Raw genomic sequence first — 19,698 nt, 5'->3', positions numbered from 1 at the left:
ATATCAGTTGGGTTTTACTATGTGATCGCTCACATAGGTCGCAACAAGACAGTATGTCTCAACGACTTTGCTCCTGTCACCGAGCTTACCGTAACCCCGCCCTTTGTTCACGAAGTGAACAAAGGGCGGGACATATCGATATTTCAAAATTTCGATATATCCCGCCCTTTGCTCCGCGAGCAAAGGGCGGGGTTTCGGGTATTCCCGGCTCCCTTAGCATGACGGGCGGTGAGTACAAGACCAGAGAACGTATTCACCGCAGTATAGCTGACCTGCGATTACTAGCGATTCCAGCTTCATGAGGTCGAGTTGCAGACCTCAATCCGAACTGAGGCCGGCTTTATAAGGATTGGCTCAGGGTTACCCCGTCGCGACCCGTTGTACCGGCCATTGTATCACGTGTGTAGCCCAGGGCGTCAGAGGGCCATGCTGATTTGGCGTCATCCCCGCCTTCCTCCCAGCCCGAAATGCATCTCGCTCCGCTCGATGCAGAAGCAAGAATTATGAATCATGAATTATGGTTTTTCTTCGTACATTTCCATACTTCATACTTCATACTTCTTGATTCTGCGGCGAACCGAAGTGAGCCGCACTTTGGGCTGGGCAGTCTCGCCTGACACGTATAACAGGCGACGGGGGTTGCGTTCGTTACCCCACTAAAGGGAACAACTTAAGCCACGAACTGACGACAACCATGCAGCACCTGTCCAGATGCCTCTTGTGAAGGCCGCACCCCTTTCGAGGCGAGTTCATCTGGATTTCAAGCCCTGGTGAGGTTCTTCGTTTACCATCGAATTGAACCACATGATCCACCGCTTGTGCTGGTCCCCGTCTATTCCTTTGAGTTTTAGCCTTGCGGCCGTAGTTCCCAGGCGGTCCGCTTAACGCGTTAGCTTCGCCTCCCAGAGGGTCGATACTCCGAAAAGCTAGCGGACAGAGTTTAGGGCGTGGACTACGCAGGTATCTAATCTGCTTCGCTACCCACGCTTTCGTGTTTCAGCGTCAGGGGCGCGCCAGTGTGCTGCCTTCGCTTTTGGTGTTCCCCACGATATCAACGGATTTCACCCCTACACCGTGAGTTCCGCACACCTCTCGCGCCCTCAAGCCGCGCCGTATCCTCCGCAGCTCCACGGTTGAGCCGTGGGATTTAACGGAGGACTAACGCGGCCGCCTACACACCCTTTACGCCCAGTGATTCCGGATAACGCTTGGGGCTCACGTATTACCGCTCCTGCTGGCACGTGATTAGGAGCCCCTTATTCATGAGGTACCGTCAATCCGCCGCACCTCGCTGCACTCGGTGCGGCGGACATTTCGATATTTCGAAATTTCGATATATCGAAATGTCCGCACCGAATGCAATGAGGTGCGGCGAACTTCTTCCCTCATAAAAGGTGTTTACGCACCGAAGTGCTTCATCCACCACGCGGCGTCGCTCGATCAGGCTTTCGCCCATTGTCGAATATTCTCGGCTGCTGCCACCCGTAGGTGTATGACCCGTGTCGCAGTGTCATCGGCGGGGATCGGGCTCTCACCCCCCCTAGCCGTCAGAGCCTTGGTAGGCCGTTACCCCACCAACTAGCTGATAGCCCGCAGGCCGCTCCCGGAGCAGATTGCTCCTTTACCGAGCACATATTTTTGGAAGCCAAGTAAGATACTTGACAATATATAGACCCCTATGCTTTTCTTTCTTCAGCGAAAAAGGAGGTCGTCATGAAAATCGCGAGAGGACAGAGCGGAAGAATAGACTATGGCCCAAGTCAGCTTCGTTGGATGTCTTGGGTCTTAGTCGGTATCATCGCCGTAATGATTGCTACTTTCCTGTTCCTCTAGAAACCGCTCAATGTTGCAGGGCGCATCCAAAGTATCTATACAGGTACAGGATGCGCCTTTTGTTTTTCTCCAAAAATATGTGCTCGGACCATCGGGAATTAGCCAACCTTTCGGCTGGTTATGCCCGTCTCCAGGGTACGTTCCTGCGTATTACTGCCTCGTTCGCCACTAGCCGCACCTCGCCACACTCGGTGCGGCGGAATTTTCAATTATCAATTTTCAATTTTCAATAAATTTTCAATGGGTCAATTTTCAAACGCCGACGACGTCGTGTTTGGAAATTGGAAATTTAATCATTGGAAATTATTTGAAAATTGTAAAATTGAAAATTGAAAATTCCGCACCGAATGCAATGAGGTGCGGCCCGTATGACTTGCATGCCTTATCCACGCCGCCAGCGTTCATCCTGAGCCAGGATCAAACTCTAAATTATAGAAGTTGGAGTATCTCCAACCTCCCTATTTGTGGACGGAACAAAAGAAGGAACAACTTCTTCTGCTCTCTGTTTTTTTAAGGAATAGACGTTTTGTTTTTGCTTTGTCTTGTGTGTATGCTTATTCTGTTGTCAAAGAACTCTCGCGCGCATGCCTTGAAGACACCGCCTAGCTACTATAGCCGAAGCCCCGCGCGCGGTCAAGGCCACTTTTGTAGTGAGCGGGCGACGGTGGTATTTTCGGCAAAGATGTTCACGCTCCAGACATGCTCAACCCTAAACCAGTGGAGGAAAAATCGGTCGTGCACAAATGTTTGCCCGCCCGCACAAAAAATGCGCGGGCGGGTTTACTATCACGAGCCGGAGGATGATGGAGGCCAGTATATACGGATGAGCTCGCGCAGGCCTCTCACGTGTACGCACCACTCGTGCCACCAGAGACGAAATTTGCGAAAAACACGTCGCAGTGCCTCGCCGGTGAGAAGCGGTCGGCAGAGCTCAAAGAGCGTCTTCAGGCCGGCAAGAGCCTGCTCGAGCATGCGTGCTCCTACGCTCTTGTCTATAGAGAGCAGTCGACGCGGGTTGCACAGAAGACGCAAACCAGCGAGCGCATTCCAAGCGAACACGCAAAAGTCCTGAACCGCCTCCGAGGCAAAACAGCCGCTACTCTCCGTCACCCCACCCGGCATTTGGTAAAATACGAACTTTTTTCGAAGCAGGACGACGACATGCTCCCGCGCCCAGAGGCAGTAATCCTGCGCATAATTCTCGAGCAGCCGGTAGTAGGCGCGACGCCTTTCACGGCCAATACTTCCACCACTCCGAGTCCAGTGTATCGCCTCGCCGCACTCCTTTTCTTCGCTATATTTTCCGACCCCATGAGAAAATGCGCCCACGACCGAGCGCATCACTCTATTTTGGATCTTTGCCATTTTCACCTCCTTGTAGGATACCCAATACAGTCCACGAATCATTGTACCGTGGGCGCGCTCGAACGCAAAGACTGGCCAATGTAGAAAACGGACAGAGCGGCGCCCATGCGCGTCATGCGCATGGGCGGTTAACGTAGTAAAGATCGCTCATGGTGGGCGCATGTCATGCTCGCCACTATAGCCGATGCAGCTGGGGTGACCACGACAACCTGTGGTGTGCAAGGACGGCGACACGCACACAGGAAGAAGAAGGGCTTACGTCGCGCTGAAAACGCCGACACGATTCCATCTCTGCCACAAAGGACGCCGTCGACGGTGGAGATTCCACATGCTCCGAATCAACGCCTGGTATTCTACGATATCTAGCAGATAAAAAAGGAACCACGCGACTGGGGCGAGCAAAAACAGATTCCGATGGTAGCGCGACTGGGTATCCGACAAAATTTGCCAGATAATGATACACGTCAGCAGTATAATCACGACCATGAGTGGAATAAAGTCGTTCGTGCGCACTATATAGATATAAAAGATTGTTAGCAGGGCGCCCTGGAGCAAGAGAAGAAACTCCGCAAACAGCGCCATCGGGAGAATCACAAAGCTTAGGAAAAAACTATGGTGATGATCAGTGCTGAAAAAGAGGTGGCGGTATCTATAGAACGTCACCAGCCGGCCAAACTTCCAACGCAATCGCTGCCGACAGAGCCCGGAAAACGTTTCGGGCCCCTCGGTCAGCACACACGCGTCTGCAGCGTAGCGAACCATATAGCCGTGATCTTGCAGACGTGTGGAAAGCTCGATATCTTCTGTGATAGTGTGCTCGTCGAATCCGCCGAGTGCCTCAATCACATCCCGACGATACGCAGCTGCAGCGCCGCCGACGATATAGACTGCGTTCAAAAGCGCATCCGCACGCTTGAAATAAAATCCGTAGAGATATTCGAGCTGCTGAACCAGTCCGAGAAGACCATGCTTGTTGCCTATGGCAACGTTGCCGGCGACAGACGCCACTCGCGAGTGCGTAAAGCGCCGCACCATGTTGACTATGGCGTCCTTGCCCATGACACTGTCGGCGTCAATCGTAATGACGATATCGCCGTGTGCCATGGATAGGCCGACGTTTAGTGCGCGCGCCTTGCCGCCGTTTACTATCTGGCGGTATCGTATCGTGGCTGGAGACGACTGTGTCTTCCTCTGGTGTCGAATAAAGTCCACGACAAGGCGGTGTGTGCGATCGGTTGATCCATCGTTGATGACAATGATCTCGAGATGTGGGTACGCGGTGGCAAGCACTGATCGCAGCGTCGTTTGTATGCCAACCTCTTCGTTATACGCTGGTATAAGCACGGACACCGACAGCATGGCGGATCGTAATCGTCTTGCCTGAGAGGACTCGACCACGGGATAAAACGGTGCAACAAGTAGGTGAAGCGCATACTTCAAGACTACCGGCACGAAGAAGAGGACAACGACGAACCGAACAATCCTGTATTCCTCAATCGGCCTATAGGTCGTTGAGAACGCAAGATAGATAATCGCAGCAGTCAGAGCATACGGCACCGCGAGAAATGCAGCGGTCTTGACTACGTATTTTAAGCTGGAAGTCATCTCCAGTTTTATAGACGAAAACAAACGAGAGGTCAACCACTGCACGGGCGAGAGCAACGTCCAGGTGACCGCCGAAGATCATGTTCGCAACTTCCTCTACGACCGCCTCTATTTCGAGGCGATCAAGTGCCATCGTTACACGTGTCCTGATCGCCGACCGTATGTCCTATGATTGACAAAAAAAACAAGAATCGCTAGCATATGGTGAGCGTCTGTTCCCCACCCGACAATAACCACTCTTCCTTAAAGGAGTAGCCAGTGGATCACAAAATCTTCTCGGAACTCTACGGTATCGACACAGAGCTTGGCTGCCTTCAGCGATGCGCCGATAGCCTACAACCGCCGTTCGACGAATGGCTCGAAGTTGCACAACGCCTTCCCGAGCTCCTCCTCCGCGGCACCGCGTGCGACGAAATCGCACGACTTGCGATAACGAAGAAAGCATTGGAGAAACCGATGCCGCCGGCACAGGCGCGTCTTTTATTCCGCACGGCAACATTTCTCGGAGCCGCGTGGGTATGGGGTGCGACGCCTCCGACGGCGTCCATCAAGTCACCGCTCTCAGCAGTCCTCGTCTACCTTGCGAGGCGTCTCGGCATGAAGTCCATTCTCTCCTACGCGCCGTTCCTGCTCTGGAACTGGGAGCTCATTGATCCGGACGGAAAACTGGAGCCGGACAACATCGAACTGCAGCAGTATTTTCTGCGCACAGAAGATGCCAGATGGTTTAACGCAATCCATGTTGCCATTGAAGCGTCTGCCGCACGGATCCCGTCGCTCCTCGCCGAACTCCACCACGCGCGGATTGCCGATGACGCAGTAAGGATGATTACACTCTTGAGGGAATGCGCAGGGATCCTCGAAAAAATGAATGCGCACCTCAGACGCATGCCCGAGCACTGTAATCCGGGAGCGTATTTCAGCATGGTGCGTCCGTACATCCAGGGTTTCCGCCTGCACCCCGTCATCTACAGCGGTTTTTGGGATGACGTACCGCAGGATTTCTGGGGCGAGAGCGGATCACAAAGTCTCATCGTTCCTGCTCTCGACTGCGCTTTTGGCATCCCGCACCGAACTGACGGAGCATTCGCTGAGTATTTGCGGGACATGCCAAATTATATGCCATCGCACCATCGGCAGTATCTCAAGGATCTCGCCATTCTGACCCAACAAGGAGACGAATCGCTCCTCCTCTACGCGCTTGGCTGCCAGAGGACGTACCCGGCACTGTGCGAGGAACTCCATCGCTCTCTGATGCTCATGGTGGAATTTTCCGAAATACACTTCGGCTATCCGCAACGTTACATTCAGGATCAGACGGCGCACTCGAGTGCATACAACCGATCTGATGTCGGGACGGGCGGAACTCCCTACATGCAATACCTTCGGCAGCATATAGAAGACAGGCGTCGCTTCGCTGAGCTCCTCGCGTAAAGATCGAAAAAGGGGGGCAGCTTCTTAGAATAAGAAGCTGCCCCGTAACGTTTTACAGGCTTGGAGGACGATTTTTCGCCGCCTCACGACGGCCGAGACGGCGGGTGCATTTCATGCACGCCCATCTCATCAAGCGCCGCAAGCAGCTCATCGGTCGAGACCGTTGCCGTGCCACGCTTGCCGACGACGACACCAGCGGCGGCGTTTGCGATTCGAGCGGCGTCAGGAATCGCGGTACCAAAGGCAAGTGCAAGCGCAACTGCCGCTGTCGCAGTATCGCCCGCGCCGACATTATCGGACACATCGCGTGGTATCGTCGGATACTCCTCTATCGACTCCGCGTCAGCAGACACCATACCTTTCTCGCCAAGTGTCACCAAAAATAAAGTCTCGAGCGTCTTTGCAGCAGCGCAATAATTCTCGACATGCAGCCCCTCTAAAACGGCGCGCATCTCCAATTCGTTCGGCATTAAAACCGTGGCGCCATAAAACGCCCTGATGTTCTGTGGTTTCGCATCGCCGATGACTGGCTTCTGACGCCGACGCGCACATTCAATGATGTGCGGAGGGAGACCCGTGGCGAGAACGCCCTTCGCGTAGTCAGAAATTACAACCACGTCCCACGCCTGCTTCCAATCCACGAGCTCATTCCATAGTTGCTGCATACGCCCGGAATCAACTGATGTACACGCTTCTCGATCAATGCGCACCAACTGTTGATTGCCTACCAGAATCCTGGTCTTCTCCGTTGTGGGACGGTCGGGGAAACACGTAGCGCGAAAACTCACACCGCGCTTTTTAAGCTCACGCACCAGCTGGTCCCCCGCCTCATCAACGCCGATCACGCCACTGAGCTCAACTTCCCCGCCGAGTGAGGCGATATTCGCCGCAACATTCGCCGCACCGCCAGGGGCATACCACTCCCGCTTGACGTTCACGATCGGCACCGGTGCCTCGGGGGAAATTCTTGTGACCTCGCCCTCAATATAGTGGTCGAGCATCACGTCGCCGATCACCCCGATGCGCTTGCCCTGCCAGGATAGAACAATGTCTCTCAACCCCTGCGCACCGCTATTCATCATTTCGCCCCTTTTGTTTTTTCCGGTTTACAGAACTGCGGGACATCGGATGTCCCGCAGTAGCCGCGCAATCATCCTACCGCTCCATCGACGAGAACGCCTCATCAATTGCCGCGCACCAATGATGCAAAATCCACTGATGCGCATCCTGGATAAGCTGCGTGTTGTCCGACGGCACGACAATACAGTCTTCGAGCTCACACGCTTCGAGAAGCTTGCCGCCGCCTTTGCCCAAAAGGCACAGCATCCTAAGGCCTCGCAACTTTGCCGCGTTCTGTGCGACTATCACGTTCGAAGAATTACCGCTCGTTGAGAGGGCGAGAAAAATATCGCGTTGTGCGCCAAGCGCCTCGATCTGCCGCGCAAACACATCCTCAAACGAAAAATCATTGCTCCACGCCGTGATGATCGAGGTGTCGGTCGTGAGCGCGAGTGCTGGCAGCGCCCGTCGCGCCCTCGCAAAGCGACCCACGAGCTCGGCCGCAAAGTGCTGCGCATGCGCCGCGCTGCCGCCATTGCCGGCAATGAGGATCTTGTGGCCAGTGCCCAGGGTAGAAATCAGGCACTGGGTTGCATGCTCAACGCTTCGAACCAGCTCCTTATCGTTCCGCATTTTCTCGGCGAGCTGATCGATCTGTTGCAGGTACTGAAAAAACTGGCAATTCCACGCCAACTGTCCCATGGGCTCTCCTCCTCGTCTCGTTGTTTCGGCTCGTATATATCTTAAAAAAGGTCAACCTATGAGGCAGAGTAGCAGCTGCGCTCTCTAAAAGCAAACGCGAAAAGCAACGCGTGGTCACTTGTGGCATTTGCAATAACTCTGCGATCGCAGAGTTATTGCAAATGCAAAAATTTAATCACGAACCGCCGAGCAAGCCGCGACGGTATAGGTGAGTTACGTTTTCTTTTCTTGCGCTCGGCCTCGAAGCACGACGAGGAGTGGGCTCGCGAGGAAGATTGATGAGTAGCTGCCGGCGACGACGCCGATCATGAGTACCAGCGCGAAGTGCCACAGAGCGCTTGAGCCAAAGACAAGAAGCGCCGCAAGCACGAGCGCGGTCGTGATGGAAAGGTTGATCGAGCGTACATACGTCTGCTCAAGGCTCTTGCCCACCGTCGCGGCGAACTCCTCCCGCACGCGGTACTCCTCGTTATGTAACAGGTTCTCGCGAATGCGATCAAAGATGACAATCGTGTCGCTCACCGAATACCCGAGGATGGCGAGCAGCGCGGTAACAAAAAGAATATCGATCTCAACGCCAGCAAACCTGCCAAGCACCACGAATACACCCATGGGGATGGTGATATCGTGGAAAAGAGTGAGCACCGCCACCGTGCCATACTTCCATGACGGCACCGGCTTTGATACTCTGCGGAACGCCCACGCGACGAAAAGAATAATCATGCCGAGGACGACCGCAAGCGCGACGACACTCTTTCGCTTGAGTTCCTCACCAACCGCAGGGCCAATCGCGCTAAATCGCTCCTCGCGGACCTCGCGCGAGCCACCGAATGAAAGCGCATCAAAGAGCGCCGCGCGCTCGTCGGACCGAATTTCCCTCGTTCGCAGTATGTAGCCACCCTCGCCTGCCGGCTGGAGCAAAAAATTGTCGAGCACAAGCACGCCCAAGCGCTCCTCAAACTCCGCGACAGAAGGCCTCCCGCCCGGATAGCTCACCTCGACGAGCGTCCCGCCGGTAAAATCAATCGAGAGCCGCACGCCAAAAATCGCCGCAGCCGCGAGCGAGAGCACCACGAGCGTAGTGGAAAAAATGATGAAAAATAACTTGTGGCGAATAACGAACATAAGACTCGAATTTCCAAGTTCCAAATTTACAATTTCCAAACAATCTCCAAATCTCAAAGCTCCAATTTCCAAACCCGAACGTTTTCCGTGTTTGAGATTTGAAAATTTGGAAATTGGAAATTGACTTCTACTGTATACTCGTCGCGATATTGTAAATGGGTATCAGCACCGATGCAACAACGATGCCGACGCCGCCGCCGAGGATCATGACCAGTGCCGGCTCAATAAGCGAAATCAAGCTGTCGACGGCGCTATTCACTTCGCGCTGATAAAATACCGCAAGTGTCTTCAGGATGGTGCCTACCTCTCCCGCCTCCTCGCCGACCTTGATCATCTGCACCATGATGCCGGGTATCTCCTCGTAGCGGCCGAAGGACTCCGAGACCGACGCGCCGCCGCGCACCGCCTCGACGACGTCCTTGAGAATCGTCTCGTAGACCACGTTGTCGACGACCGATGATGAGACCTCGAGCACGCGCACCATGGGGACGCCCGCGGCAAGCATGGTATGGAGATTGTCAGCGATGCGCGAGAGATAGAGGAGTTTGAAAAGACGCCCAAAAATAGGGACCGATATCTCAAGACGGTCAAACGCCACACGGCCGCCCTCTGCGGCACGATACCGCCAGAGCGCAAACCCAAGCCCAATCACGCCAGCCGCCACGAACACGCCGTAGTCAACGAGTAGGGTGCTCATGCCGATAACGACCCGTGTGTAGATAGGCACTCCCTGCCCTGCCTCGCGCAGCACGTCCGCAAGCTGCGGGATGACCTGCGTCAGAAGGAGCACCATCACGCCCACGAAGGCGGTGAGAATGAACGCAGGGTACACCATCGCGCCGCGAATCTTTGCCGTGACCTGGTAGTAGCGGTCAAAATAATCCGCGAGGTACATGAAGACATCGTTAATCTTCCCTGATTCCTCGCCAGCGGCGACCATATTGATATAAAACGCCGAAAACACCCGTGGGTGTTTCCCCAGTGCCATGGACAGGGAGCTGCCACCCTGGATGTCAGAAACAATCTGCCCTAATATCCGCTGGAGGATCGGCTTCTCCGCGTCCGATGCGAGCATCTGAAATATACGGAGCGCAGATATCCGCGCCTCGAAGAGAGTCGCGATCTGCCGCGAGAGAATCACGAGGTCCTTGGTGGTAACGCGGTCGAAAAATGTGAGCTTCGCCGCAAAAAGCCCCCCGCCACCCGCCGCCTCCTCAAGGGAGGCGATCACAAGCCCGCGGTGTTGGAGTGTGCCGACCGCAATATCCGCACTCACGGCCTCAATTTCGCCCGAGCACTCCTGACCAGCCGCGTCATAGGCAGTGTATCGAAAAAGCATACCAGTATCAAAAATCCTAGACAATCGCAAGAAATGCTAAAGGGGGAAACCAAAGGCAGACATTTTTAATTTTCAATTTTCAATGAGCAATTTTCAATAAATTTTCAATGCTTCAATGACTCAATGGCGACGACGTGTTTGAAAATTGAGTAATTAAAAATTGATTGGAAATTGAAAATTGGAAATTGAAAATTTCTCGTGCCGGCACTCCTCCAGGCAACCTTGAACCATGCCGCCTCGACAGGTGACAGGTCGAGCAATTTCGTTTTAGAGCATCTTCTCCAACGCCTGCGGATTATACGAATGCGTATAGGCATCCTCCACCGAGATCTCTCCCGCGCCAACGAGTTCGGCGAGCGAGCGGTTGAGCGCCACCATCCCATGCTCGGAACCGGTCTCGAGGGCCGAGGGCAGTTCATGGGTCCGCCCCTCACGGATGAGATTCGCAGTCGCGGGGGTATTCACGAGAAGCTCATAGGCCGGAGAGAGCCCGCCCGCGATCCGCGGCAGGAGCCGCTGCGAGAATATGCCGAGGAGCGATCCTGCAAGCTGTGTGCGGATTTGCTCCTGCTGGGTCGCTGGGAATGAGTCAATGATGCGATCCACGGTCTGTGAAGCATTATTCGTGTGGAGCGTCGAGAAAACGAGGTGTCCCGTCTCCGCCGCGGTCACTGCCGTCGCCATGGTCTCAGGATCGCGCATCTCCCCGACGAGAATCACATTGACATCCTGGCGGAATGTTGATTGGAGGGCGGTTTTGAAGTCGCCGGTATCAATGCGCACTTCCCGCTGATCAATAATAGCCTTCTTGGGTTCATAGATATACTCGATTGGATCCTCGATCGTGATGATATGCTCGGCGCGGGTGCGGTTAATGATCTCTACCATCGAAGCGAGCGTCGTGCTCTTGCCCTGCCCCACCGGCCCCACAACCAGAAAAAACCCCTGCCGCCGTCCCGCAAATGTTTCGAGTATCGGCGGAAGGCCGAGCTCCGCAAGTGTACGGATTTCGCGCGGGATCACGCGAAGCGCGAACGAGAGAAGCCCCCGCTGCATGTACCCGTTCCCGCGGAAACGCATCACGTCGCGTAAACCAAACGAAAAGTCAACCTCGCGCGTTTCAAGGAATCGTGCCTCATTCTTCTTCGATAGCAAAACTCCCATATAGCCTTCCATGTTCTCGCGCGTGAGTGCCGGCCACTTCAAAAGTGGCGCGAGGAAGCTCCCCACGCGGATGATCGGGTTACGCCCTTCTGCAAGGTGGAGATCGGACGCGTTCTCATTCGAGATAATCTCCACCAGCCTTTCGAATTCTTTGTGGTAATCCATAGACGAAAATTTTCAATTTCTAATTTTCAATTTTCAATGTTTCAATAGATGAACGACGTCGTGTTTGAAAATTGGACCATTGTAAATTGATTGAAAATTGAGCATTGAAAATTAACCCGCAAGCGCCTGCACCTGCTCTAATACCTCCGACGGTACGGTGTTCGCTTTCAAAATATATCCCTTCGCCCCAAGCTTCTTCGCCTCCTCGATGCGCGCCTCATCACTCTGATTTGAGAGCACAATGACGACCGCATCAGGCGCAAGGCGCTCATCTCGCCTCGCTTTCAAAAATGCAATGCCGCCAACCGTGGGCATGACAAGATCAAGAAGGATAATGGCAGGTGTGTACCCTTCACGCAGCTTCCCGAGGGCCTCATCTACGCTCCGCATCGCCATAACAGCGAACCCTGCCCCCGTAAACTTCGTGGAGTACATATCAATGAGAAACTCATCGTCATCAATAAGCAGGAGTTGCTTTTTTTGTTTTTCATTTTCGCTCATGTGACGAGAAAGTGGAAAGTGGGACGGGCAACTCAGTGCCGTTTTATCCGTGTCTACCCTCTACTCTCCAAGCTCACAGTGTATTTACCTCCTCAAACGGCACGATACGCTCGGATGACTTCAGTATAGCATCCTCTTTCATGGTGAGCATCCCTTGCACCTCGCGCACATGTTGATAGACACTCGACTCGGTCGGCGTTTCGAGAATCACCCGTTCAAGCTCTTTCGTCATACGAAACATCTCGAAGACGGCGGTGCGTCCCCGCACGCCCGAAGCGCACTCGGGGGTCGGCGATGCCTCGTATACTTCTTTTCCCAAAGGCAGCCTATCGCGATGCGCATTCGGCATGTCGGCAAACTGCTTCTCAAGCATCAGTTTAATGCTACCGTCGATGGCGACCGCACGGCCCGCCCCGGCGCAGAGTGTGCGCACCAGACGCTGCGCGACGACGAGCACCACGGTTGGCGCGATAAGATAGGGGTCCACCCCCATATCAATAAGTCGCGGTATGGCACCTGCCGCGGTGTTCGTGTGAAGCGTCGAAAAAACGATATGTCCGGTGAGCGCGGCCTGGATCGCAAGCTGTGCGGTCTCGCGGTCGCGAATCTCGCCGACCATGATGACATCCGGGTCCTGTCGCAGTACAGAACGGAGTCCCGAGGCGAACGTAAATCCGATCTCGGGCATCACCTGCGACTGCGCGACGCCATCGATATGGTACTCTACCGGGTCCTCAAGGCTCACCACGTTCAGCTTCTCGCGATCCACCTCCTGGAGCATCGCATAGAGCGTCGTTGACTTTCCCGAACCGGTCGGACCGGAGATGAGGATCATGCCATAGGGCATCTTCAGCGCCTGCCGCACGAGAGAGAGATGCGAGTCGCGCATGCCGATCCCCTCGAGTGTCTTCACACCTCGTTCCTGATCAAGGATGCGCAGCACCACCTTTTCGCCGCCGGAGGCTGGAAAAGAGGAAACTCGAAAATCGACCTTGCGCCCCGAGATACGCGCGGAGAATCGACCATCCTGCGGTCTGCGTTTTTCGTCAAGTTTTATGTTCGAGAGCACCTTGATCCTCGCTACCACGGCGCGGTGCACCTTAATCGGCAAAATGAGGCTCGTGTGCAAAATGCCATCAACGCGAAACCGCACCCGTACGCGCTCGAGCGTGGGCTCGATATGGACGTCGGAAGCCCCGCCCTCAATCGCATAGCGAAGGATCGTTGCAACAATTTTCGTCACCGGCGCTTCCTCGATGGTCGTCACCTCGCCCCCAGGAAGCGGCGCCCCCGAGACATCCTCCGCGGCTTTGCTGATCGCCTCTTCCTCGCCGCCAAGCTCGGTCTCGTACTCCTCGAGTGCCTCCCCAACCTGGGCGGTGAGCCCTTCGTACGTACGCAGTGCGCGATCAAAATCATCACGCGATATGAGAAAAAATTTAAACGGGACATGATTTTTTGACGCGAGGAAACTAATCGCGTCACGTGCCTCGAAATTCTCCGGATCAACAATGCCGACCTCAAGGACGCCGTCCGCAAGCGCGAGCGGTAGAACGCGGTAGTGCCGGGCTGATTCCTGTGGAATATACTTCAATATCTCATCGGGGATTTTCTCGTTCGAAATCGAACGCACGGGAAGTCCGAAGTACCCGCCTTTCGCGCGGAGCACCTGCTCAGCACTGACGCCGCGCGCGACAAGCCCGTCTTCAATCTTCTCGGGCGCGATGACCATCTCCTCTTCAAGGGCCGCGAGGTCCTCTGAGTTAAGCAAGCCCTTGTCTGCTAATACTGAAAGGTAACTCATACAGAAATGAAAAGCGCAAAGAAAACGAATTTCCAAATTCCAAAAAACAACTTCCAAATAAACCTCAAATTCCAAATCTCAAATCTCAAACCGGCGTGTTTCGAGATTGAGATTTGAATCATTGGAATTTGTTTGGAGCTTGTTGGTTGGAGCTTGAAATTTTGTGCTGTTGTTTTTCGCTTTTCGCTTTGCGTTTTACACTTCTTATGCTACAGCGCTGTTCCCGCCGCTCATGGGAGAGAGCGTGTAGACGTTGCTACCAGAGCGGACGTGCTGGTGCCCGCCGCGCCGCCACCCTCGTCGCTAAACGGCAAAAAGGGGTTGCGCCTCCCCTTGGGCTCCGGCGTGAGCTCAACGCTAAAATCAATAAGGCTTCTGAAGCGTGGATCGCGGAAGAGCGCCTCGTCAAAGCTCAATCTTTTGAGGTTGCTCAAAAGTTCGAGCGTCTCGGCGCTCTGCGCGGCGACAACCGGATCCTTCGACTCGCTCGATGCGAGCTCGGTGACCTCGGAAGAACGGAACAGTGTGTACGCCAGAGCACCCGCGCCGAGGACAGCGGTTACCACAAGTGCGAGCCAATATTTTTTTACGAGAGCCATACAACAAATTAAAATCCGAAATTGGAGCAAACTCAAATGTCAAACCAAGCGCCGGTGTTCATAATTTTCAATTTACAATTTTCAATAAATTTTCAATGCTGCAATGACTTAATGACGAACGGCGTCGTGTTTGAAAATTGAGTACTTGGAAATTGATTGAAAATTGCAAAATTGAAAATTGAAAATTTTCATACTATTGCAGCCAGTACGTCTTCACCGCCACCTTAAACAGGTGCCCCTTGGTCGCGGCGTCTTTGCCCGACTCGAACGAAAGCTCGGTGACGTCAACAATCCGCAGACTCCGCTCCATGTCACGGAGGAAGGCGAGAAACCGCTCGTAGGACGCAACCACACTAAATGAAAGCGTGAGGAATGAGAGCTTCGGCTCAACGAGTCCTTCCGCCGCCTCCGACATTTCACGTGCCGTGCGCGCACTCGTTCCAAAGTCCTCCGCTTCCTCGTCCGCCGCTCCGGCGGTGCGCACGCGCGATTCTTGTTGCTGCTTAATGTTTATATCCTGAATCGTGAGGCCGTAGCGGCTCGCCATCTCATCTATGTCAATAATCAAGCGGACATTATCAACATTGTCCGGCAGGAGCTTATGCAGCCGCTCAATATCATCCGGCGGGAAGCTGTTATACTTCGCGAGGAGCTTGTCGCGCACACTCTGAAGCTCGCGCGCGCTCTCAAGCGTATCCTCCAAAAAAAAGATATCCTGCCGGAGCGCCTTAATCCGTGGCAACGCTGGCTTGATATAGAACACCACCACGGCAACACTGAGGGCGAATATAAGAATGGAAATAAATGGCTTCATGGATTATTAATTTTCAATTTACAATTTTCAATTTTCAATAACGGACGACGTCGTGTTTGAAAATTTGGTAATTGAAAATTGATTGAAAATTTAAAATTGAACATTGATAATTGAGGCAGTTCGAGCCATTCTACAAAACATGCACTTTCATAAGAAACGGTCACTGCCTTCCAGCGCCCTCCTCACTCTCAATCATCGCTCCATAATCCATAAGCCTCTTCCCGATTTGTGCTTCGAAATCAAACGTCGCGAACCCTGTTTTCACATCCTGATCGAGGTTCGAAAATACCGGATTGATCAGGTCTGGCTGACTACCGAAGGTATCTGCCTGGAGCGCAACAGAACGGAATCCTCGCGCTCTACCATCGAGCTTGAGTTTCCCCCCAGGCCCGCCCTCTACCGTATAGGCAAACGAGCTGTACTGCACACTTCGAAGAGTCTCGTCCTCAAGAACTCGAAAAAGCGGCGTCGCTGCCCGGTGACCTGCAACGAGCACCTCGGCCGCCTTCATTCGCGCGTCGTCGCGCTTGAGCTCCTCGATCACCGCAGGTTCGAATGCCTCGCGTGCCTCCGCGAGTGTTTTTTCCAGCACGACGACGCGGCGGATCGACAAACGCTCGTAGAGAAACGTGCCAGCAGCAAAGAGAAACGCGAGGACGAATATGCCGGAAACGACAATGCCGAGGAGATCGGCGCTCGGGCCGAGCGTTCGATGTCTCTTTTGCGACGCCGCCATGATCGGCTGCTTCGACATAAATGTGGTTTTGAAGCGAGTGTCCATGGTGATAATTTTCAATTTACAATTTTCAATTTTCAATAACGGACGACGTCGTGTTTGAAAATTGAGTAATTGAAAATTGATTAAAAATTATAAAATTGATAATTGAAAATTTTTGAGCTACTGTTCCGCCAGCGCACGGAGAGCCAAGCCCGTGGCCACCGCAAACTCCGGCCCTGCCTGTCGCAGCACGTCCTCAAGGAACGCCGGCGCCTCGAGCTTCTGGAACGGATCGCCGAGCGAGACCTCGGTCGGCAGTACCGCGCGCGCCCGATCGAGGAAACCGGGAAGAAGCGCACCGCCGCCGATAAAAATCGCGTGCGAGACAACCCTCAGAGAGCGGTGCTGATACTGAATCAAAAGCCGTCGTATCTCTGCAAAAATAAGGTCTACCTGGGTCGGCACGAGCTCCTCGAGCGTACGAGCGCCCATCTTCTCCGCAATCTTGCCACTCCGCTTCAGCTCCTCGGCCTCAGTAAGGGGGATCCCGAGAGAACGCGCGAGCGCCTCAGTAATGTGCTGCGAGCCGCGATTGATACTGTGCGTACCCTTCACTATACCGCGTTCCACAAGATACATCTTTGTGGTGTGTCCGCCGACGTCAACCACGAGCACCACCTCCATCCCCTGTCGGAGTACCGCGCGCACCGCGCTAAAAATCTCCACTTCCACAAAATGCACAGCGAGCGCGGCGGCTCTCCCAATCGCGCGGTAGAGTGCAAGCTCCTCGTTGTGAATGGCGACCACAAGCACACCCACGCGTTCGGCACTACGTCGTTCTGCCTCTCTCGCCCCGCCCGAAGCCGAGCGGGGCGTGTGAGCGTCACTGTCTCCAAACGCGCCACCCTCTTGAACGCCCCCTGCCCGGTCCCCCGCGGCGGGCACCTCCGGTACGATCATCCAGTCGAGCGAGACCTCAGAGAGCGGTACCGGGATGTACTTACGCGCCTCGAGTGGCACCATCGTAGTGAGCTCATTCTCGGAGACCTCGGGCAGTTGCATAAACGAGACGAGGCTCGCCGAGAGCGGGATCGCGACTGCGCACTGGCGCGTCGTTACATTTGCCTCCCGGAAGAGGTCTGTAAGGGCCGCTGCCGCCTGCTCGGGACTAAGACGCGTCGCTTGCCCGACCTCGACACCGCCGTAGGGTCCAAGCGCGACAGCCCCATACGTCTCAAGCATTGCCTTGCCGCCTTGTTTATACGCCTGCACGACCTTGAGTGAGGAAGTGCCGAAGTCTATTCCGAGAACGCTCGGCCCACGCGTGCCAAAGACCGGCCGTCGTACGACCTTCATCAGCGTTCTAAGTAAGTCGCCGAACGTCATGGTGTTTCGGGTTTATGCCCTCCCCGCGGAGTATAATAAGGTACCGCGGGTGCGCCGTCTGTCCTCTGCTCGCTCCCCGCTCGAGCTGCCGTGATACCATCTAGTATACCATCCGCTGCAAAAACGCGGCAAAAGAAAAACGCGCCTCTGTGGGGAAAAGTCCAACGCGCTGTGGCTGTTCTTCATGCCCTCGCCGAGCACACACTCGACGTGCTCGCCCCGCCGAGAGCGGCAAGTCGATCTCTCCGATCTCTCACAGCCGAAGCACTCTTGAAGCTCTCTCCGCGCGCAGAGAAGATCGGCGCTGATATTGAAGCGCTCTTCGCGTACCGCGATCCGCTCGTACGGCGACTCGTCTGGGAAATGAAGTACCGCACCTCGCCGAGGGCGATCGCGCTCGCTGCGGAGTGCCTTGCCGCTGTGCTCGCCGAGGAGATCGCGGAGCGCGCGCTCTTCGGCGCGCTCTCGCAACCGCTCATCGTCTCAATCCCCGCCTCACCGAGGCGCGCAAGGGAGCGTGGCGACCCCCTCGCACTTCTCGCCTCGCGTACTGCCTCGCTCCTCGGCGAAATGTGTACGCACACGCCACACACGCTGTACAAAATTCGCGACACAAAACCGCAAACCACGCTCAGAGACCGCGCCGAGCGACTCCGAAATGTCGTCGGCAGTTTTGCTGTGCGTTCTGCTGCCTCGGTCCGCGGCCGCGATGTGATCGTCCTCGACGACGTCACCACCACCGGCGCCACACTCGCTGAAGCCCGCCGCGCGCTCCGCGCCGCTGGAGTGCGTCGTGTCATATGCGTTGCGTTCGCGCACTAGCGAGCAGCAAGCACTATGCAACAAGCAGTAAGCACATGTGTCGAAACCCGAAGCACGAAATCGCGTAACATTTGACACTAATTTATGATCGTGGGTTATTGTAAATTTCATGCGCGGGTTGTCAGAAGGTGAAAAATCGGCTATTGTCTCATCAGAATCGAACACCCAAGACGTTCCGGTCCACAAGGAGATACCCATGCTCGCGCGAACCAACCCGCGACGGATTGAAAAAATTGCAAATGTCTTGTGCTCGATGCCGATACCGGAGAGCGGCGGCGGCATGGACTTTCACAGCTCCGAGAAAAATGGCGTCCGCACCTACGCCGCCGACCTCTTCCCGGGGCTAGGCGACAGTGAGGCAGTAAACTTTTTCGCATTCAGCTGTGTTCAAAACCACGGGTTTTGGTATGCAAGCGACGGCCGCTATGAGAGTCCCATCACCGGCCACATCAGAGGCAAAGAGTACCGCGGGTCAGCCTTGCTCTTCGCGGCACTCAAACAGGAATTTGACCGCGACCGCGGCATCTTCGAGCCCTACCGCCTCGCGCACATGAGCGGCGTTGCGATCCAGCATCTCCTCTCGGATGATCTTGGTCCCATGCCGTTTCCTGACATCGAGGCACGCGTCGCGCTCACGCACCGCTATGGCGCATACTTTCGTGCCGCACTGTCGGGCCTCAACAGCCCGAAAAAAATGATCGAAGTCGCAAACCTCGCTGCACAGCCGCTCGCAGCATTGTATCGGCTCTTCTCGTGGGTCCCCGGTTTTTGGGAGGACCCGCTCCAAAAAAAAATCGGGCTCTTTGCGATGGAGATGATTTCGCGGCCCGAGCGTTTTCTCGTCCCGGCAGAGAGGGAAGACCTGCGGCCGATCATTGACTACCACATCATGCGCGTCTGCCTCAGGAGCGGCATGGTGCTACTCGCGAAAGTACTCCGCACCGCAAATAGTGCCCGACTCTTTGTCACCGCAACGATCGAGGAAGCGATCCGCCGGGCGACATATCAGGCCGTCCATACGCTTGCCACGATTGTGCGAGCCCGGCTCCCACGTCTAAGGCGTGTGATGGCATTTGTGGATCACGCGCTTTGGCGAGCACGTTCCTACTGCCCCGAGCTCGTGGAGCCCAATTGCCCGAGCTGTGACTTCCGGGTCGCGTGTCGGAAAGACACCAGCCTGTTCCAGCCAGTTTTTAGAACTCTTTTCTATTAAGGAAGATGCTGCCCTGCCAGAGCCTCATGTTCCTCAAACCCCGCCGCGCG

16 protein-coding genes and 1 rRNA gene are annotated in these 19,698 nt (G+C 54.9%); 3 read left to right on the top strand and 14 right to left on the bottom strand.

Annotated features, from left to right (window positions below; all coding sequences use genetic code 11):
* Positions 1-14: 14 nt before the first annotated feature.
* From Q8R39_03625 to Q8R39_03615, 3 genes are all read right to left on the bottom strand, one after another.
* Positions 15-2,266, bottom strand: a 16S ribosomal RNA gene (locus tag Q8R39_03625).
* Positions 2,267-2,619: 353 nt separating this feature from the next.
* The gene (locus Q8R39_03620) at positions 2,620-3,198 is read right to left on the bottom strand and encodes a hypothetical protein (protein MDP3735488.1); all 579 of its coding nucleotides are present in this window, start codon (positions 3,196-3,198) and stop codon (positions 2,620-2,622) included.
* A 255-nt stretch (positions 3,199-3,453) separates the two neighbouring features.
* Complete coding sequence (locus Q8R39_03615; protein ID MDP3735487.1) at positions 3,454-4,803, bottom strand: glycosyltransferase family 2 protein; 1,350 nt, start codon at positions 4,801-4,803, stop codon at positions 3,454-3,456.
* Between the two features lie 258 nt (positions 4,804-5,061).
* On the opposite strand from Q8R39_03615, the gene Q8R39_03610 reads away from it, so the two are divergent.
* A complete protein-coding gene (locus Q8R39_03610; GenBank protein MDP3735486.1) occupies positions 5,062-6,237 on the top strand; it encodes a hypothetical protein in 1,176 nt (391 codons plus the stop codon).
* Between the two features lie 83 nt (positions 6,238-6,320).
* On the opposite strand, the gene Q8R39_03605 is transcribed toward Q8R39_03610, so the two are convergent.
* The 11 genes from Q8R39_03605 to pilM all read right to left on the bottom strand — a co-directional run bounded on the left by Q8R39_03605 (position 6,321) and on the right by pilM (position 17,613).
* On the bottom strand, positions 6,321-7,319 hold the full coding sequence (locus Q8R39_03605) for a PfkB family carbohydrate kinase (GenBank protein ID MDP3735485.1): 999 nt from the start codon (positions 7,317-7,319) through the stop codon (positions 6,321-6,323).
* A 73-nt stretch (positions 7,320-7,392) separates the two neighbouring features.
* Positions 7,393-7,998, bottom strand: a complete 606-nt coding sequence (locus Q8R39_03600) for an SIS domain-containing protein (GenBank protein MDP3735484.1) — start codon at positions 7,996-7,998, stop codon at positions 7,393-7,395.
* A 213-nt stretch (positions 7,999-8,211) separates the two neighbouring features.
* Entirely contained in the window at positions 8,212-9,123 is a 912-nt protein-coding gene (gene secF / locus Q8R39_03595) for a protein translocase subunit SecF (protein MDP3735483.1), read from the bottom strand.
* 127 nt (positions 9,124-9,250) lie between these two features.
* Positions 9,251-10,462, bottom strand: coding sequence for a type II secretion system F family protein (locus Q8R39_03590; protein ID MDP3735482.1), 1,212 nt, complete (start codon positions 10,460-10,462; stop codon positions 9,251-9,253).
* Positions 10,463-10,729: 267 nt separating this feature from the next.
* On the bottom strand, positions 10,730-11,791 hold the full coding sequence (locus tag Q8R39_03585) for a PilT/PilU family type 4a pilus ATPase (protein MDP3735481.1): 1,062 nt from the start codon (positions 11,789-11,791) through the stop codon (positions 10,730-10,732).
* 111 nt (positions 11,792-11,902) lie between these two features.
* Complete coding sequence (locus tag Q8R39_03580) at positions 11,903-12,292, bottom strand: response regulator (GenBank protein ID MDP3735480.1); 390 nt, start codon at positions 12,290-12,292, stop codon at positions 11,903-11,905.
* A gap of 73 nt (positions 12,293-12,365) precedes the next feature.
* Positions 12,366-14,096: a GspE/PulE family protein gene (locus Q8R39_03575; protein MDP3735479.1), complete on the bottom strand. Its 1,731-nt coding sequence runs from the start codon at positions 14,094-14,096 to the stop codon at positions 12,366-12,368.
* Positions 14,097-14,326: 230 nt separating this feature from the next.
* Entirely contained in the window at positions 14,327-14,695 is a 369-nt protein-coding gene (locus Q8R39_03570; GenBank protein ID MDP3735478.1) for a hypothetical protein, read from the bottom strand.
* Between the two features lie 193 nt (positions 14,696-14,888).
* Positions 14,889-15,509: a hypothetical protein gene (locus Q8R39_03565; GenBank protein ID MDP3735477.1), complete on the bottom strand. Its 621-nt coding sequence runs from the start codon at positions 15,507-15,509 to the stop codon at positions 14,889-14,891.
* 160 nt (positions 15,510-15,669) lie between these two features.
* On the bottom strand, positions 15,670-16,290 hold the full coding sequence (locus tag Q8R39_03560; GenBank protein MDP3735476.1) for a hypothetical protein: 621 nt from the start codon (positions 16,288-16,290) through the stop codon (positions 15,670-15,672).
* A gap of 117 nt (positions 16,291-16,407) precedes the next feature.
* Positions 16,408-17,613 (bottom strand): pilus assembly protein PilM, encoded by a 1,206-nt coding sequence (pilM, locus tag Q8R39_03555; GenBank protein MDP3735475.1) that lies wholly within the window; start codon positions 17,611-17,613, stop codon positions 16,408-16,410.
* 171 nt (positions 17,614-17,784) lie between these two features.
* Here pilM and Q8R39_03550 point away from each other — a divergent pair, with 171 nt between their 5' ends.
* Both Q8R39_03550 and Q8R39_03545 read left to right on the top strand, forming a co-directional pair.
* Positions 17,785-18,435, top strand: a complete 651-nt coding sequence (locus Q8R39_03550) for a phosphoribosyltransferase family protein (GenBank protein MDP3735474.1) — start codon at positions 17,785-17,787, stop codon at positions 18,433-18,435.
* A gap of 109 nt (positions 18,436-18,544) precedes the next feature.
* On the top strand, positions 18,545-19,648 hold the full coding sequence (locus Q8R39_03545; protein MDP3735473.1) for a queuosine salvage family protein: 1,104 nt from the start codon (positions 18,545-18,547) through the stop codon (positions 19,646-19,648).
* Positions 19,649-19,698 lie beyond the last annotated feature (50 nt).

Source organism: bacterium (assembly GCA_030697645.1).
In the GTDB taxonomy this organism is placed as follows: Bacteria; Patescibacteriota; Minisyncoccia; order Phycocordibacterales; family VMGT01; genus JAUYPI01.
This window is presented reverse-complemented; position numbering and strand designations above follow the sequence as displayed.

Coding starts and splice junctions, on each gene's coding strand:
- Q8R39_03620 (MDP3735488.1), bottom strand. CDS start 3,198: ATGGCAAAGATCCAAAATAGAGTGATGCGCTCGGTCGTGGGCGCATTT.
- Q8R39_03615 (MDP3735487.1), bottom strand. CDS start 4,803: ATGACTTCCAGCTTAAAATACGTAGTCAAGACCGCTGCATTTCTCGCG.
- Q8R39_03605 (MDP3735485.1), bottom strand. CDS start 7,319: ATGATGAATAGCGGTGCGCAGGGGTTGAGAGACATTGTTCTATCCTGG.
- Q8R39_03600 (MDP3735484.1), bottom strand. CDS start 7,998: ATGGGACAGTTGGCGTGGAATTGCCAGTTTTTTCAGTACCTGCAACAG.
- secF (MDP3735483.1), bottom strand. CDS start 9,123: ATGTTCGTTATTCGCCACAAGTTATTTTTCATCATTTTTTCCACTACG.
- Q8R39_03590 (MDP3735482.1), bottom strand. CDS start 10,462: ATGCTTTTTCGATACACTGCCTATGACGCGGCTGGTCAGGAGTGCTCG.
- Q8R39_03585 (MDP3735481.1), bottom strand. CDS start 11,791: ATGGATTACCACAAAGAATTCGAAAGGCTGGTGGAGATTATCTCGAAT.
- Q8R39_03580 (MDP3735480.1), bottom strand. CDS start 12,292: ATGAGCGAAAATGAAAAACAAAAAAAGCAACTCCTGCTTATTGATGAC.
- Q8R39_03575 (MDP3735479.1), bottom strand. CDS start 14,096: ATGAGTTACCTTTCAGTATTAGCAGACAAGGGCTTGCTTAACTCAGAG.
- Q8R39_03570 (MDP3735478.1), bottom strand. CDS start 14,695: ATGGCTCTCGTAAAAAAATATTGGCTCGCACTTGTGGTAACCGCTGTC.
- Q8R39_03565 (MDP3735477.1), bottom strand. CDS start 15,509: ATGAAGCCATTTATTTCCATTCTTATATTCGCCCTCAGTGTTGCCGTG.
- Q8R39_03560 (MDP3735476.1), bottom strand. CDS start 16,290: ATGGACACTCGCTTCAAAACCACATTTATGTCGAAGCAGCCGATCATG.
- pilM (MDP3735475.1), bottom strand. CDS start 17,613: ATGACGTTCGGCGACTTACTTAGAACGCTGATGAAGGTCGTACGACGG.
- Q8R39_03545 (MDP3735473.1), top strand. CDS start 18,545: ATGCGCGGGTTGTCAGAAGGTGAAAAATCGGCTATTGTCTCATCAGAA.